This is a genomic window from Solwaraspora sp. WMMA2056 (genome assembly GCF_030345095.1).
Classification (GTDB): domain Bacteria; phylum Actinomycetota; class Actinomycetes; order Mycobacteriales; family Micromonosporaceae; genus Micromonospora_E.
Genome location: NZ_CP128360.1, coordinates 296,444 through 311,106, shown reverse-complemented (window position 1 = coordinate 311,106; position 14,663 = coordinate 296,444). Strand labels below are relative to the sequence as shown.

Below are 14,663 nucleotides of genomic sequence, written 5' to 3'. Positions count from 1 at the left end.
CCTCACGGCGTCACGGGGGGTCCGTCCGCCCCGCACGGCGTCACGGGGGTCCGTCCGTCCCGCACGCGGTACGGGACGGGTCAGCCCTGGCCGGCCAGGGCGTACCCGGTCGGCGGTGCGTCGTCGTGGCCGACCGGCTCCACCAGGCCGTCCTCGATCAGGCTGGCCAACGCCCGGCGGCGCTGCAGATCGTCGGCCCAGACCGTGTCCAGCCGCTGCTGCGGCACCGGGCCGGTCGCCTCCCGCAGCACCGCCAGCAGCAGCCCACGTACCTGCCGGTCGGTGCCGGCGTACTGCTGCGGTCGCCGGCTCGGGCCGACCAGCGGCGGGCTGCCCGCCGCCCGCCAGGCACACCGTCGGGCCATCGGGCAGCCACCGCAACGGGGCGTACGGGCCACACAGACCACCGCACCCAGCTCCATGAACGCGGCGCTGGCCCGGGCGGCCCGGGCCGGCTCCACCGGCAGCAGGGCCGCCGTGGCCACCAGGTCCGCCGGTCGGGTGGCCGGACCGGCGTCGGCGGCGCCGTCGATCGCCCGGGCCACCAACCGTCGTACGTTCGTGTCGACCACCGGATGACGCTGCCCGTACGCGAACGCGGCGACCGCCCGCGCCGTGTACATGCCGACCCCGGGCAGCGCGAGCAGCTCGTCCAGGTCGGTCGGCACCGCGCCACCGTGCCGGGTGACCAGCTCGACGGCGCACTCGTGCAGCCGCAACGCCCGACGTGGATAGCCGAGCCGGTTCCACATCCGGATCGCCTCGGCGGGTGGGTCTGCCGCCAGCGCCGCCGGCTCCGGCCACCGGTCCAACCAGGCCCGCCAGGCCGGCAACACCCGGACCACCGGTGTCTGCTGCAGCATCACCTCGCTGACCAGGATCGCCCATGCGCCGATCCCCGGCTCACGCCACGGCAGGTCGCGGGCGTTGCGGTCGTACCATTCGATGGCGGCATCAGCGAAGCTCACGTCACGCATAGCGGGGACGATCCTGCCAGGCCGCGCGGACGCCCCGTCATCCGGTCGGGCAGACTGCTCAGGTGGAGTCGACCGGAAGTGAGGGCCCGACAGGCATGAACGAAATCGCGATCACCGTGATCGGCCGGGACCGGCCGGGGATCGTCGCGGACGTCGCCGAGGCGTTGGCGGGTCTCGGCGCGAACCTGACCGACTCCACGATGACCCGGCTGCGCGGTCACTTCGCGATGACCCTGGTCTGCACCGGTCCGGCCGGGTCCGACGTCGACGCGGCGCTGCGCGGGCTGACCGCCGACGACCAGCTGCTGGCCACCGTACGGCCGGTCCCGGCCGACAACCAGCTGCCGCCGGCCGGGGAGCCGTACCTGGTCAGTGTGCACGGAGCCGACCGGTTGGGCATCGTCGCCGCAGTGACGCGGGTGGTCGCCGAGGCGGGCGGCAACGTCACCGACCTGACCACCCGGCTGACCGGCCCGCTCTACGTACTGGTCGCCGAGGTCGAACTGCCGGTCGGTTCGGCGCCCGAGGTGGGCCGGCGGCTGGCGGAGACCGGGCGGGAGCTCGACGTCGAGGTGACCCTGCGACCGGTCGATTCGGACGTGCTGTGAGCACCGTCAGCCGTCCGCTCGCCGACTGGACCGAGGCGGCGCTGGGCGTACCGGGCCAGGTGCTCCCGGTGGTCACCGCGCCTGATCAGACGCTCAGCCGGCCCGGCGAGCCGGTCGATCCGTGCGCGGCCGAGGTGGTGCGGCTCGCCGCCGACCTGGTCGCCACCATGCGGGTGTCGCCGGGCTGTGTCGGCCTGGCCGCGCCGCAGGTCGGCGTCGGCGCACAGGTCTTCGCCGTCGACGTGACCGGACATCCGAAGACCGTCACCGGACACGGCACGTTCGTGCTGTGCAACGCACGGCTGGTCGAGGCGACCCGGTGGCGACCCGGCCGGGAGGGCTGCATGTCCGTTCCCGACCTCACTGGTGACGTCAAGCGGGCCAGCCGGGTGGTGGTCGAGGCGCAGCTGCCCGGCACGGGAGAGCCGGTCCGCCTGGTCACCGACGGGTTCGAGGCCCGTGCCCTGCAGCACGAGATCGACCACTGTGCCGGCCTGCTCTTTCTGGACCGGGTGGCCGGCGCGCACGCGGTCTTCGCGCGCAAGACATATCTCTGACGGACCCGCCCGGGGCGTCGGCGCGTCGCGTGCCGGCCGACCCGGACTTGCCGATACGGTGTGCCATCATGCGACTGACGGTTGGCCCGCTGCCATCCGCCATCTACTGGCGGCGTCGTGCCGTCGTGCTCGGCGCAGTGTTGATGCTGCTGTTCATCGTGGTCTACTCCTGCAACGGCTCCGACCGGTCCGGTGTGGGTGGCGGCCCGACGCCGACACCGACGCCGTCGGGCGAGATCCTCACCCCGACCACGGGCTCACCGCCGGCCGACGACGGCGGTGACGACGGGGCCTCCGGTGGCGGCACCGGCGACGCCGGCGGTACGGGCGACGGTGGCACTGGCGACGGCGGTACCGGCGACGGCGGTGCGACCGGCGGTCAGCCGCCCGCCGCCGGTGGCGGGGACCCGGGTCTGCCGCAGGCGCCGGTCGGTCCGTCCGCCGGAGCCTGCACCGACGACGAGCTGCTGCTGACGGCCTCCGCGTCCCCGGCGAGTGCCCAACGGGGCGTGACTCTGGCGCTGCGTCTGCGGGTGCAGAACGCCGGCAGCCGTACCTGCGACCGGGACGTGGGCGCCGACCCGCAGGAGCTCTACCTCAAGCGTGGTGCCGAGCTGATCTGGTCGTCGGACACCTGCGGCTCGGCGCGCGGCACCGACGTGCAGACGTTCGGCCCGGGGACGGCCCGCGACTACCAGGTCAGCTGGAACGGTCGGGCGGCCAGCACCTGCGCCAACGACGTCGCCGCCGGTGACCATCTCGCCGCCGGCGAGTACCAGCTGTTCGCCCGGCTGGGCAGCAAGGTGAGCGAGCCGTTCGTCGTGACCATCACCAACTGACCAGGACGGCTCAGACGTAGCGTTCCAGGATCGACGCCTCGGCCAGCCGGGACAATCCTTCCCGTACGCTGCGCGCCCGGGCGTCACCGACACCGTCGACGGCCTGCAGGTCCTCCACGGTGGCCCCGAGCAGCCGCTGCAGGCTGCCGAAGTGGTTGACCAGCCGGTCGACCACCGCCACCGGCAGCCGGGGCACCTTGGCCAGCAGCCGGAACCCACGCGGGCTGACCGCCGCGTCCAGTGCCTCGGTGGAGCCGGCGTACCCGATCGCCTTGGCCACCGCGACCAGGTCGATCAGCTCGGTCGCGGTCAGCAGGTCCAGCTCGACCAGGGCCTCGTCCAGGGTGCGGGGCTTGCGCCCGGTCGGCAGGTAGTCGCGGATCACCAGGGTCCGGTCGGCGTCGACGCCGGCCATCAGCTCGTCGAGCTGCAGGGCGAGCAGTCGCCCGTCGGTGCCGAGCTCGACGACGTACCCGGCGATCTCGTCGGCGATCCGGCGGACCATCTCCAGCCGCTGCACCACGGCGACCGCGTCCCGGACGGTCACCAGATCCTCGATCTCCAGGGCGGACAGGGTGCCGGAGACCTCGTCGAGGCGCAGCTTGTAGCGCTCCAGAGTGGCCAGCGCCTGGTTGGCCCGGGACAGGATCGCGGCGGAGTCGTCGAGCACGTGCCGTTGACCGTTGACGTAGAGGCTGATGATCCGCATCGACTGGCTGACCGAGATCACCGGGTAGCCGGTCTGCCGGGCGACCCGTTCGGCGGTGCGGTGCCGGGTGCCGGACTCCTCGGTGGGGATCGACGGATCCGGCATCAGGTGCACGGCGGCCCGGACGATCCGGGTGCCGTCGCTGGAGAGCACCACCGCGCCGTCCATCTTGCACAGCTCACGGACCCGGGTGGAGGAGAACTCGACGTCCAACGGGAAACCGCCGGTGCACAGCGACTCGACCTGTTTGTCGTAGCCGAGCACGATCAGTGCGCCGGTTCGTCCGCGCAGGATCCGTTCCAGCCCGTCGCGCAGCGCGGTACCCGGCGCCATCAGGGCCAGATTGGCCCGCAGCGGGTCGCCGGTGGCTGCCGGGGTGGTCAACGCGGACGTGCCGGCGCTGATCGGGCGGGCCGGGGAGCCGACGGCACCGACCCGGCCGGGCGTGCCAGCGCCGGCAGTCTTGTTCGCATCGCGGTCGATCGCCACGGCACCAGTCTACGGACCGGCATGCGGTGGGTGCTGCCGTGGTTACTGTTGCCCCGGTGACGCCGGTGGTCAGTCGGCGGAGGCACGGGCTGCGGCCTGCAGCGCGGCGCGTACGTCGCCGACCTCGGTGACGTGCATGTTCGCCGGTAGCGGGTCACTGCCGGCGGCGGCTGAACCGGGTGGCACCAGGGCGTACCGGAAGCCGAGCCGGGCCGCTTCGGCCAGCCGGCGGGCGACCGCGCCGACCCGGCGGACCTCGCCGGTCAGCCCGACCTCGCCGATCGCCACCAGCTGCGGGGAGATGGCCAGGTTGACCCCGCCGGACGCGACCGCCAACGCCACCGCCAGGTCGGCGGCGGGTTCGACCACCCGGATGCCGCCGACGGTCGCCGCGAAGACCTCCCGGTCGTGCAGGGTGAGCCGTTCGGTACGCCGTTGCAGCACCGCCAGCACCATGGCCAGTCGGGCACCGTCGAGCCCGGAGACGGTCCGCCGGGGCGAGCCGGCGACGGTGGCGCCGATCAGCGCCTGCACCTCGGTGACCAGCGCCCGGCGGCCCTCCATCGCCACGGTCGCGCAGGTGCCCGGCACCGGTTCGCTGTAGCGGGTGAGGAACAGCCCGGACGGGTCGGCCAGGCTGCTGATGCCGCCCTCGTGCATCTCGAAGCAGCCGACCTCGTCGGCGGCGCCGAACCGGTTCTTCATGCCGCGTACCATCCGCAGCGACGAGTGCTTGTCGCCTTCGAAGTGCAGCACCACGTCGACCAGGTGTTCCAGCACCCGGGGGCCGGCGACCTGGCCGTCCTTGGTGACGTGGCCGACCAGCACGGTGGCGATGTTGCGTTCCTTGGCGGCGGCGACCAGGGCGGCGGTGACGGCCCGGACCTGGGTGACCCCGCCGGGGATGCCGTCGGAGCCGGGCATCGAGATGGTCTGCACCGAGTCGAGCACCAGCAGCCCCGGCTTGACCGCGTCGAGGTGACCGAGGACCACCCCGAGGTCGCTCTCGGCGGCCAGGTAGAGCTTGTCGTGCAGGGCGCCGATCCGTTCCGCCCGCAACCGGACCTGGCTGGTCGACTCCTCGCCGCTGACCACCAGCGACGGGCTGCCGGCACCGGCGGCCCACTGCTGGGCGACGTCCAGCAGCAGGGTGGACTTGCCGACCCCGGGCTCGCCGGCGAGCAGCACCACCGCGCCGGGCACCAGCCCGCCGCCGAGGACCCGGTCGAGTTCGCTGACGCCGGTCGGGCGGGCCTTGGCCGGCGCGGCGCTGATGGTGGCGATCGGCCGGGCCGGTTCGGTGGGCATCCGGGTGCTGACCACTCGGCCGGAGACCACCGGGCCGCTGACGACCGACTCGATCACCGACCCCCACTCGCCGCACTCCGGGCAGCGGCCGACCCACTTGGGCGGCTGGTGTCCGCAGGCGTCGCATTCGTACGCGGGTCGGGGCTCACGGGCCGCGCGGGCCCGTGGCGCGGCACCACCACGGGTGGTACCGGCGGCGCTGCCGCCGGCACCCCGGGGGATCGACCGCGAGCTCAGTGCTCTTCCTCGTCGTGCTCGGCCGGGGCGCGCGGCACCGGGGTGAGCGGCATGTCGACCGGGGCCGGCACGACCAGCGGTTCGTTGCCGTTGTCGAACTCGAAGACCAGGTTGACGGAGCGGCCGGCGGTCAGCGTGTCGGTCAGGCCGGTTACCCGCAGCGGCTCGGTGTCGTCGGTGCTGAACAGGGCCCAGCCGTTGGCCGGCAACGAGATCCGGGCGTCCCGGCCGGGGTCGCCGGTCGGCTGGCCGGTCGGCTCCGCGCCCTCGGTGGCCTGCGGCGACGGCTCGGCGTCGGATCCGCCGATCACCACCGACGCGGCACCGATGACCGTCTCCCGGTCGCTGTCGCCCGGCCCGGCGACGCTGACCGTCACGGTGACCGGGTCGTTGGTGTTGTTGAAGATCGCGACCTCGACGGGGGCGCTGCTGCCGGCCGGGTAGCCCTCGACCCCCGGGTAGGGCACGGACAGGTCGCGTAGCGACACCGCACCGTCGGGTGAGTCGACGTTGACTCCGTTGATCGACGTCGACTTGATCGCGGTCTCGGCGATCTGGCCGGTGCCACAGCCGCTGAGCAACAGGGCGCTCGCAGCGGCCGCGCCGGTGAACAGCACCGTGACTCGGCGGTATCCCCTGGTCGAGGGCGTCACGTCGGTCCTCCTCGTTACGATCCGCGCCGCGCCGGCGCCGGGCGCGGGGCGACACCCCGCGCAGACCGGCTCCAGGGTAGTTGGCGTTGATCGGCCGTCCGCCACGGACCCGACAATCACCTGACCTGGCACCCGGCGCGGGTGGCGTACCCGCTCAGGCCACCGGGCCGCTGGCGACCAGCAGGACCACGTCGATCACGGCGACCAGCATGACGGCCCGGAAGACGGCGTTCGGCCGGGTGCCGTCGGTGGCGGCACGGCGGGCCACGTACCACCCGGTGGCGAGGATGAGGACGGTGCCGGCGACCGCCGCGAGCCCGGCCCACGACGGCGGCCCGGGCGGGCCGGCGACCAGGGTGACGGTGGCGGCGGCGAGCAGCCCGGCGGCGGCCAGCCCGGACCCGGTGGCCCCGAGGCGGTGCGGCAGGCCGTGCACCCCGGTGCGGGCGTCGTCGGCCAGGTCCGGCAGCACGTTGGCGAAGTGCGCGCCGGCACCGAGCAGTGCGCCGGCGGCGACCAGCCAGGCCGGCGGGGCCGGCGCGCCGGGCAGCGCCAGGACGACGAAGGCCGGCAGCGCCCCGAACGACACCGCGTACGGCAGGACCGAGACGACGGTGAACTTCAACGGCCAGTTGTACGCCAGGGCGCTGAGCAGCGCACCGGTGATGCACGCCGCGGCCGGTACGCCGGTCGGCGCGGCCAGCAGCGGGGTGGCCGCCGCCGCGACCAGCCCGGCGACACCGACCGTGCGGTGGCTGACCGCCCCGGCCGGCACGGGTTTGTCGGCCCGCCCCACCTGCCGGTCCCGGTCGGCGTCGAGCCAGTCGTTGGTCCAGCCGACGGCGAGCTGGGTGGCCGCGATGGTGAGTGCGACCAGGATGATCCCGACCGGACGGTGCCCGACGCCCCAGGCCAGCAGCGCCGCGACGGCGGTGACCGCGACCGCCGGTTCGGGATGGCTGGCCTTGATCAATGCGGACACGCGGCGTGACATAGCCGTCAAGTGTGGCCGTTACCAGCTGGTCGTGTCACGCTCACTCAATGTCCGGGCTGCCCGCGAACGACGTCCGCCAGTACGACGTACTGGCCGACGAGTGGTGGCGACCGGCGGGTGCGTTCGAGATGCTGCACTGGATCGCGCAGGCGCGGGCCGAGCTGGTCCCGCCGGCCACCCGCGACGGCGCGGTGCTGGTCGACGTCGGCTGCGGGGCCGGTCTGCTCGCCCCGCACCTGCGCGGCAAGGGTTACCGGCACGTCGGTGTGGACCTGACCGCCTCCGCGCTCGGGCAGGCGGCCGCGCACGGGGTGACCCCGGTGCGCGGTGACGCGCTGGCGTTGCCGCTGGCGGACGCGGTGGCCGACGTGGTCTCCGCCGGTGAGCTGCTGGAGCACGTGCCGGACCTGGCGGGAGCCGTCGCCGAGGTGTGCCGGGTGCTGCGCCCGGGTGGGCTGCTGGTGCTGGACACCCTGAACGCGACGCTGCGCTGCCGGCTGGTCGCGGTGGAGCTGGGGGAGCGGCTGCCGATGGTGCCGCGCGGCATCCACGATCCGGCGCTGTTCGTCGACCCGCGGCGGCTGACGGCGGAGTGTGCCCGGCACGGCGTACGGCTGTTCGTGCGGGGGCTGCGGCCGACCGGCCCGGCGCTGGCCGACTGGCTGCTGCGGGCGGCGCTGCCGCGCACCGCACGCGCCGGCAGCGCACGGACCGGGACCGCGCTCACCGGCACCGAAGCCGCGCGCCCCCTGTTGTGGCCGGTACGGCGCCGGATGGTGCCGGTCCGGTCCACCGCACTGCTGTACCAGGGCAGGGGGCTGAAGTCAGGCTGATCGACCGGCGGAAGGGGAAGCAATGGTGGGCGACGCATTGGCGGCGGCGCGGCGGTTGGTGCCGAGGTTCGCCGCGCGGGCGGGTGAGCACGACCGGGCCGGGAGTTTCCCGGTGGCGGACTTCGCCGACCTGCGCCGGGAGGGCCTGTTCGGGCTGCTGGTCCCGGAGCGCCTGGGCGGCCTGGGTGCCGGGTTCGCCGACTACGCCGAGGTGGCGTACGAGCTGGCCCGGGGCAACGGGGCGACGGCGCTGGTGTTCAACATGCACGTGTCGGTGACCGGGGCGCTGAGCGCGGTCGACGACAACCTGGCCGAGGCGCTCGGGCTGCCGGCCGAGGCGCTGGCCGCCCGGGACCAGCTGCTCGCGGCGGCCGCCGCCGGCACGTGGTACGCGGTGGCGATGAGCGAACGGGGTGCCGGGTCCCGGCTGTCTCAACTGTCGACGGTGTACCACCCGGTGCCCGGCGGCGGGTTCCAGATCAAGGGTGCCAAGGCGTTCTGCTCCGGGGCCGGGCACGCCGGCGGGTACCTGGTGGCGGCCCGGCACGGCGACGATCCGGCGACGGTGTCGCAGTTCCTGGTGCCGGCGGACACCCCGGGGCTGCGGGTGGAGCAGACCTGGGATTCGCTGGGGATGCGGGCGACCTGCTCGCACGATCTGCACCTGGACGTCACCGTGCCGGCGTCCGCCCTGCTCGGCGGGGTCGAAGGGTTGGCGCTGGTGGTGGCCCAGTTGATGCCACACTGGATGGTCGCCAGCTACGCGGCGGTGTACGCCGGGGTGGCCCGGGCGGCGGTGGACGCGGCGGTGGCGCACCTGACCGACCGGGGCCTGACCGGGCTGCCGGCGGTGCGGGCCCGGATCGGTCGGGCCGACGCGGCTGCGGCGTCGGCGTGGCTGACCGTACGGGAGGCGGCCCGCCTGGTCGACGCCGCGCCGGGGGATCCGCAGACCAACCAGTGGGTGTGGCGGGCCAAGCTGGTGGCTGGTGCCACGGCGGCCGAGGTGGCGTCGTCGATGGTGGAGGCGGCCGGCACCGGGGCGACCCGCCGGGGTCATCCGGTGGAGCGGTTGTTCCGTGACGCCCGCTGCGGCGCCCTGCATCCGCCGACGGCGGACGTCTGCGCGGACTGGCTGGGGGTGGCCGCCCTCGGCGGGGACCCGGACCGCGACGGATCGGCGCCCCGGTGGTGACCGCCTCGGTGGAGCCGGCGGCGGTGGGCGCGACGACACACCGGTCGGCGGCGGTGGTCGGGCTGGGGCTGGCGTTGCCGCCGTCGGCGACCCAGGACGAGCTGTGGCGGGACTTCTTCGCCGCCCGCTACACCGGTGCCGCGAAGGCGCTGGCCGCGCGGATCTTCGCCAATTCGGGGGTACGGACCCGGCAGGCGGCGGTGAGTCCGCTGCTGGAGGACGTCGCGGACTGGCCGACGGAGCGCCGGATGCGCCGCTACCAGGTCGAGGCGTTGCCGCTGGGCAAGGAGGCGGTGACGCAGGCGTTGACCGGGTCGGGGGTGTCCGCCGGCGACATCGGCCTGTTCGTGGTCTGTTCCTGCACCGGGTACGCCACGCCGGGCCTGGACATCCTGCTGGCCCGGGATCTCGGGATGTCACCGGCGACCCAGCGGCTGTTCGTCGGGCACATGGGCTGCTATGCGGCGCTGCCGGGGCTGGGCGCGGCGGCGGACTTCGTCACCGCGCGGGGTCGGCCGGCGGTGCTGTTGTGCGCCGAGTTGACCAGCCTGCACATTCAGCCGCCGGGCCGCCGTACCGACACGCAGCAGATCGTGGCGCACGCCCTGTTCTCGGACGCGGCGGCGGCGGTGGTGCTGGCGCCGACCGGGCCGGGGCCGACCGGCGCGGGCGGCGGCCCGCCCGGTCCGCGCCGGTCCGGCGACGTCGTACGGTCCGTCGACGACGCCCCACGGTCGGGCAACTACGTCGTACGGGAGATCGTGGCCGCGACGGACACCGCGACGGCCGACCACATGACCTGGGAGGTGACCGATCTCGGGTTCCGGATGGGTCTGTCACCCCGGGTGCCGCAGGTGTTGTCGCTGCACGTCCGGGCGCTGGTGGCCGACCTGCTGGCCCGGCACGGTCTGTCGGTGGCCCAGGTCGACGGCTGGGCGGTGCATCCGGGTGGCCCCCGCATCCTGAGCGTGGTGCAGCGGGAGCTGGTGTTGCCGGACGAGGCGTTGGCGGCGTCCCGGGAGACCCTGGCGGAGTACGGCAACTGTTCGTCGCCGACCGTACTGCTGATCCTGGACCGGCTGCGACGGGCGCCGCGGCCGCCGCGTCGGGTGGTGATGCTGGCGTTCGGTCCGGGGCTGACGCTCTACGCCGGGCTGCTCACCGCTGACTGACCAGCCCGGCCAGGTCGGCGCGGTACGTCTCGGCGGTGCGGGCTGCCGGCACGAGCCGGACCACGTCGCCGCCGCGCGCCACGAGCAGGACGGTGGCGGTGTCGGCGACCGGGGTGACGTCGACGAAGCCGCGGATCTCGCCGGTCGGGTCGACGAGCCGGTGCACGGCCGGGTCGGCGGCGGGCGGCGGATCAGCGCCGTCGGTGCCGGCCGTCGCGGCGCTGCCGTCGGTGCCGGCCGCCGGGTCGGTGCCGTCGGTGACGGCGACGACCGACACCCCGGCCGGGGCGGCGGCCCGGGCGGCGGCGACCTGGTCCGCGCACTCGCAGCTGTCGACCAGCAGGATCACCGCTGGCAGCAGGGCATGCAGGGCGACCGTGCGGCCGCCGGGGTCGATCAGGTCGAGTGCGGGCAGCGGCCCGGCGGGCAGGACGGCCGAACCCGCCGCCGCCGACGGTGCCGCCGACGGGTCGGCCGACTGGCCCGGCGACGGTGGCGGCCGGTCGGTCCAAGCCACGATGAACAGGCTCACCATGGCGGCGAGCACGGCGACCAGCATGATGGTCAGCGGCAGGCGCAGCGCGGCGATCTCGTGCGGGCGGTGCCCGACCTGGTCGGAACGCAGCCCCAGCCGGCGGTGCCAGCGGTCACGGCGGCGGGTGCGGCGCAGCTCCCGGCGGACGAGCTCGGCCTCGGCGGCGAGCGCGGCGGGATCGTCGGGCACGACGATCGGGCCCCAGTCGGCAGGGATCTGCGGCAGGTCGTCGGGCGCTCCCGCGCCGTCAGACCACCCATCGCCGTTGCCTGTCCTGCCCACAGCACCCCCAGCCCGCTCGCCCGTGAGGTCGATCGGGGTCCACCTATCAGGGTCCCGCACCGGACCTGGTTACGCCAGAGCCAGGTCAAAGATGAGGGTGACGGATAGGATGAGGGTGCCGAAACGCGCCTCGTCAGGCCGCCCGGCGGGTTAGCTGCCTGCTGACCGTCTGGTTACTCACAGTGGCCGAAGCGTGTCGGCGGCTGCGTGTCAAGCCGGAGAAAGACCTCTCACAGCCCCTCTGACCTGCGCTTACGGCTATGAGTACGACGGGACATCGGTGCCTGAGCGTGTTACCCTAGACACAGCGAAAGGGGCTTCGAACCTATGGTTTTCAGTGTCGGCGAGACCGTTGTTTACCCCCACCACGGGGCCGCACTCATCGAGGCAATCGAGACTCGTGTCATCAAGGGCGAGGAGAAGCAGTACCTCGTCCTCAGGGTTGCGCAGGGTGACCTGACGGTGCGAGTCCCCGCCGAGAACGCCGAGATCGTCGGTGTGCGTGAAGTGGTTGGCGAAGAAGGCCTGGGCAAGGTCTTCGACGTGCTTCGCGCGCCACACACCGAGGAGCCGACCAACTGGTCGCGGCGGTACAAGGCAAACCTCGAGAAGTTGGCGTCCGGAAACCCGCTCAAGGTCGCCGAGGTCGTTCGTGACCTCTGGCGTCGGGAGCGGGAGCGGGGGCTGTCCGCAGGCGAGAAGCGCATGCTCGCCAAGGCCCGGGACATCCTGGTCGGCGAGGTCGCGCTTGCGGAAAAGAGCACCAAGGACGAGGCGGAGAACCTCCTCGACAAGGTGCTCACCGACGCGTAAGGCAGCTCTCCACCCATAGATCGTCTGTTGCTCCGAAAACGAGGACCGCGACGTGACCGCGCATCTCCAGCAGCGCGGTGACGTCGCGGTCCTCGTTCCGGCGGCCGGTGCCGGGGTACGCCTCGGGCCCGGCGCGCCGAAGGCGCTGCGCCTGCTCGGCGGCGTACCGCTGCTGGTGCACGCGGTCCACCGGCTCGCCGACGCCGCCTCGGTCGCGGTGATCGTGGTCGCCGCCCCGCCGGCCGACGTCGACGCCGTGCGCGACCTGCTCACCCCGGCCGCCGCCGGGCTCCCGCTGATCGTCGTACCGGGCGGGGCGCACCGGCAGGCGTCGGTGGCCGCCGCGCTGGCCGCCGTACCGGCCGGCCCGCAGATCGTCCTGGTCCACGACGCGGCCCGCGCCCTCACCCCACCCGACCTGGTCGACTCGGTCGCCGCCGCGGTCCGGGCCGGTGCCCCGGCCGTCGTCCCGGTGCTGCCGGTCGTCGACACGATCAAGTCGGTGGACGCCGACGAGACCGTCCTGGCCACCGTCGACCGGTCGACGCTGCGGGCCGTGCAGACCCCGCAGGGGTTCCGCCGGGACGTGCTGGCCGCCGCGCACGCCGACGCAGCCGACCCGCACACCGACGACGCCGGGCTGGTCGAGAAGCTCGGCGTACCGGTGGTCTGCGTGCCCGGCTCGGAGCGGGCGTTGAAGATCACCCGCCCGTTCGACCTGGTGATCGCCGAGCACCTGCTCGCCACCGAACCCGCGCCCCGTACCCTTCCGTCATGATCGTCCTTACGGACCGAGCCGTCATGATCGTTCTTCGGCCTGAGCCGGCATGATCGTTCCCCGGGTCGGGGTCGGCACCGACGTGCACGCCTTCGCCGCCGACCGCCCCTGCTGGGTCGCCGGCCTGCACTGGCCGGGCGAGACCGGGCTGGCCGGGCACTCCGACGGCGACGTCGCCGCGCACGCCGCCTGCGACGCGCTCTTCTCCGCCGCCGGCCTCGGTGACCTGGGCGCCAACTTCGGCGTCGACCAGCCGCAGTGGGCCGGAGCCGCCGGGGTGGACCTGCTCGCCGAGGCGGCCCGCCGGGTGGTCGCCGCCGGGTTCGTCATCGGCAACGTATCGATCCAGGTGATCGGCGTACGGCCGAAGATCGGCCCCCGCCGGGCCGAGGCGCAGCAGGCGCTCAGCGCCGCCGCCGGTGCCCCGGTCACCGTCTCCGGCACCACCACCGACGGGCTCGGACTGACCGGCCGGGGCGAGGGTCTCGCCGGCCTGGCGGTCGCGCTCGTCTATCCGCTCGCGCCGCCCGGATAGGCTCGACAGGTGTCGAGCGAGTCTGCCCCCGAGCCGCCCACCGACGTCCACGGCTATCTGCAACGGGCCGGGCTGCTGGCCGACCTCGGCCGCTACGACGAAGCCGCCGCCGAGATCGGGTTCGCGACGGCGCTCGACCCGGACAGCGTCGCCGCCCGGATCATGCTGGCCCGGGTGCAGCTGGCCGCCGACCGCCCGGAGCAGGCCCTCGCCGCGGCCGACGGGTCGACCACCGGCGACGTGCCGAGTCCGTGGTCGGCGGCCGCCGCCGACCACCCGCCGGCCGATGCCGCCGCCGGGCTCGACGTCGCGGACCGGATCGCCCTGCAGGTGGTACGCGGCCTGGCGCTGATCGACCTGCGCCGGTTCGCCGAGGCTGCCCGGGTCGCCACCGACCTGCTGGCCACGTACCCGGACGACGCGTACGCCCAGCGCAGCGGCGCGGCGATCCTGGCCGGCTCACGCAACGGCCAGCCGGCGCTGAACGCGGCCTGGCGCGGGGTGGAGCTTGCCCCGCAGGACGCTCAGGCGCATCTGGTGCTCGGTCTGGTCGGTGCCCGGCTGGAGCTGTTCGACCTGGCGCACCGGGCGTACGGCGAGGCGCTGCGGCTGGACCCGCTGATCGGTGAGGCGCAACACGACGTCGGGGTGATCGGCCTGGAGCAGCGCCGGTACGCCGCCGAGCTGGCGATCCTCGCCGAGCAGGCGACCATGATGGCCCCGCCGCCGCCACCGCCGGATCCGAGGCAGCAGCAGCCGCGTACGGTCGACGAGGAGCTGCGCCGGCTGGTGCTGATCGGTGCCGGCTACAGCATGGTCGCGGCGGTGACCGTGGCCTGTCTGGCGGGCAGCACCGCGTCGCGCGGCTGGGCGATGTTCTCGGCGGTCGGCGGGGTGGTGCTGGTCTGGCTGCTGGCCCGGCGGGTGCCGGGGCGGATCAGCGAGGTGCTGTCGCAGCTGCTGGACCGCCGCCTGGCGACGGCCGTGTACGCGGTGGGTGCCGCCCCGGTGCTGATCTTCTGCTACGCGGCGATCGCCTCGCCGTGGCTGCTGGTGTCGGCGATCGGTGCCGCCGCGTTCGCCCAGTTCATGGTGCTGCGCTCGGCCACCGGCCGGCCGCCGGACCAGCCGTAGGGCCGGCTGCCGGAC

Annotated in this window: 16 protein-coding genes; 10 read left to right on the top strand and 6 right to left on the bottom strand. The window is 74.3% G+C overall.

The features are described 5' to 3' along the window. Positions 1-80: 80 nt before the first annotated feature. On the bottom strand, positions 81-977 hold the full coding sequence (locus O7608_RS01565) for an HhH-GPD family protein (protein WP_282225158.1): 897 nt from the start codon (positions 975-977) through the stop codon (positions 81-83). A 95-nt stretch (positions 978-1,072) separates the two neighbouring features. Between O7608_RS01565 and O7608_RS01560 the strand changes: the two genes are divergently transcribed. The 3 genes from O7608_RS01560 (at position 1,073) to O7608_RS01550 (ending at position 2,981) form a co-directional block, all read left to right on the top strand. Further along, positions 1,073-1,585: a glycine cleavage system transcriptional repressor gene (locus O7608_RS01560; RefSeq protein WP_289208298.1), complete on the top strand. Its 513-nt coding sequence runs from the start codon at positions 1,073-1,075 to the stop codon at positions 1,583-1,585. After that, positions 1,582-2,142, top strand: coding sequence for a peptide deformylase (locus tag O7608_RS01555; protein ID WP_289208297.1), 561 nt, complete (start codon positions 1,582-1,584; stop codon positions 2,140-2,142). Before O7608_RS01560 ends, O7608_RS01555 begins: the two co-directional genes overlap by 4 nt. A gap of 68 nt (positions 2,143-2,210) precedes the next feature. Continuing rightward, entirely contained in the window at positions 2,211-2,981 is a 771-nt protein-coding gene (locus tag O7608_RS01550; RefSeq protein WP_289208296.1) for a hypothetical protein, read from the top strand. A gap of 10 nt (positions 2,982-2,991) precedes the next feature. On the opposite strand, the gene disA is transcribed toward O7608_RS01550, so the two are convergent. The 4 genes from disA to O7608_RS01530 form a co-directional block, all read right to left on the bottom strand. Continuing rightward, on the bottom strand, positions 2,992-4,179 hold the full coding sequence (disA, locus tag O7608_RS01545; RefSeq protein ID WP_282225162.1) for a DNA integrity scanning diadenylate cyclase DisA: 1,188 nt from the start codon (positions 4,177-4,179) through the stop codon (positions 2,992-2,994). A gap of 69 nt (positions 4,180-4,248) precedes the next feature. Continuing rightward, positions 4,249-5,709, bottom strand: coding sequence for a DNA repair protein RadA (radA, locus tag O7608_RS01540; protein ID WP_289210736.1), 1,461 nt, complete (start codon positions 5,707-5,709; stop codon positions 4,249-4,251). An 11-nt stretch (positions 5,710-5,720) separates the two neighbouring features. Then, entirely contained in the window at positions 5,721-6,377 is a 657-nt protein-coding gene (locus O7608_RS01535; protein WP_289211153.1) for a hypothetical protein, read from the bottom strand. A 154-nt stretch (positions 6,378-6,531) separates the two neighbouring features. Continuing rightward, positions 6,532-7,371: a UbiA family prenyltransferase gene (locus O7608_RS01530; RefSeq protein WP_289208295.1), complete on the bottom strand. Its 840-nt coding sequence runs from the start codon at positions 7,369-7,371 to the stop codon at positions 6,532-6,534. Positions 7,372-7,418: 47 nt separating this feature from the next. Here O7608_RS01530 and O7608_RS01525 point away from each other — a divergent pair, with 47 nt between their 5' ends. Genes O7608_RS01525 through O7608_RS01515 form a run of 3 tightly spaced genes read left to right on the top strand, consistent with a single transcriptional unit; the run spans position 7,419 to position 10,571 of the window. Continuing rightward, complete coding sequence (locus tag O7608_RS01525; protein ID WP_289208294.1) at positions 7,419-8,204, top strand: methyltransferase domain-containing protein; 786 nt, start codon at positions 7,419-7,421, stop codon at positions 8,202-8,204. A 22-nt stretch (positions 8,205-8,226) separates the two neighbouring features. Further along, positions 8,227-9,399: an acyl-CoA dehydrogenase family protein gene (locus O7608_RS01520; protein WP_502959164.1), complete on the top strand. Its 1,173-nt coding sequence runs from the start codon at positions 8,227-8,229 to the stop codon at positions 9,397-9,399. Further along, entirely contained in the window at positions 9,393-10,571 is a 1,179-nt protein-coding gene (locus O7608_RS01515) for a type III polyketide synthase (protein ID WP_289208293.1), read from the top strand. The genes O7608_RS01520 and O7608_RS01515 overlap by 7 nt, the downstream gene beginning before the upstream one ends. Here O7608_RS01515 and O7608_RS01510 read toward each other — a convergent pair. Continuing rightward, positions 10,558-11,295, bottom strand: coding sequence for a hypothetical protein (locus O7608_RS01510; protein ID WP_289208292.1), 738 nt, complete (start codon positions 11,293-11,295; stop codon positions 10,558-10,560). The genes O7608_RS01515 and O7608_RS01510 overlap by 14 nt on opposite strands. 420 nt (positions 11,296-11,715) lie before the next feature. Between O7608_RS01510 and O7608_RS01505 the strand changes: the two genes are divergently transcribed. The 4 genes from O7608_RS01505 to O7608_RS01490 are packed head-to-tail and all read left to right on the top strand — an operon-like array spanning position 11,716 to position 14,648. Further along, a complete protein-coding gene (locus O7608_RS01505) occupies positions 11,716-12,201 on the top strand; it encodes a CarD family transcriptional regulator (RefSeq protein WP_282225167.1) in 486 nt (161 codons plus the stop codon). 52 nt (positions 12,202-12,253) lie between these two features. After that, entirely contained in the window at positions 12,254-12,979 is a 726-nt protein-coding gene (ispD, locus tag O7608_RS01500; RefSeq protein WP_289208291.1) for a 2-C-methyl-D-erythritol 4-phosphate cytidylyltransferase, read from the top strand. A gap of 49 nt (positions 12,980-13,028) precedes the next feature. Further along, complete coding sequence (ispF, locus tag O7608_RS01495; protein ID WP_289208290.1) at positions 13,029-13,514, top strand: 2-C-methyl-D-erythritol 2,4-cyclodiphosphate synthase; 486 nt, start codon at positions 13,029-13,031, stop codon at positions 13,512-13,514. A gap of 9 nt (positions 13,515-13,523) precedes the next feature. Further along, complete coding sequence (locus tag O7608_RS01490) at positions 13,524-14,648, top strand: tetratricopeptide repeat protein (RefSeq protein WP_289208289.1); 1,125 nt, start codon at positions 13,524-13,526, stop codon at positions 14,646-14,648. Positions 14,649-14,663 lie beyond the last annotated feature (15 nt).

What these genes read in the sequence shown, in the direction of transcription:
- O7608_RS01565 (WP_282225158.1), bottom strand. Translation starts at nt 977, where the DNA reads ATGCGTGACGTGAGCTTCGCTGATGCCGCCATCGAATGGTACGACCGC.
- O7608_RS01560 (WP_289208298.1), top strand. Translation starts at nt 1,073, where the DNA reads ATGAACGAAATCGCGATCACCGTGATCGGCCGGGACCGGCCGGGGATC.
- O7608_RS01550 (WP_289208296.1), top strand. Translation starts at nt 2,211, where the DNA reads ATGCGACTGACGGTTGGCCCGCTGCCATCCGCCATCTACTGGCGGCGT.
- O7608_RS01530 (WP_289208295.1), bottom strand. Translation starts at nt 7,371, where the DNA reads ATGTCACGCCGCGTGTCCGCATTGATCAAGGCCAGCCATCCCGAACCG.
- O7608_RS01525 (WP_289208294.1), top strand. Translation starts at nt 7,419, where the DNA reads ATGTCCGGGCTGCCCGCGAACGACGTCCGCCAGTACGACGTACTGGCC.
- O7608_RS01520 (WP_502959164.1), top strand. Translation starts at nt 8,227, where the DNA reads ATGGTGGGCGACGCATTGGCGGCGGCGCGGCGGTTGGTGCCGAGGTTC.
- O7608_RS01505 (WP_282225167.1), top strand. Translation starts at nt 11,716, where the DNA reads ATGGTTTTCAGTGTCGGCGAGACCGTTGTTTACCCCCACCACGGGGCC.
- ispF (WP_289208290.1), top strand. Translation starts at nt 13,029, where the DNA reads ATGATCGTTCCCCGGGTCGGGGTCGGCACCGACGTGCACGCCTTCGCC.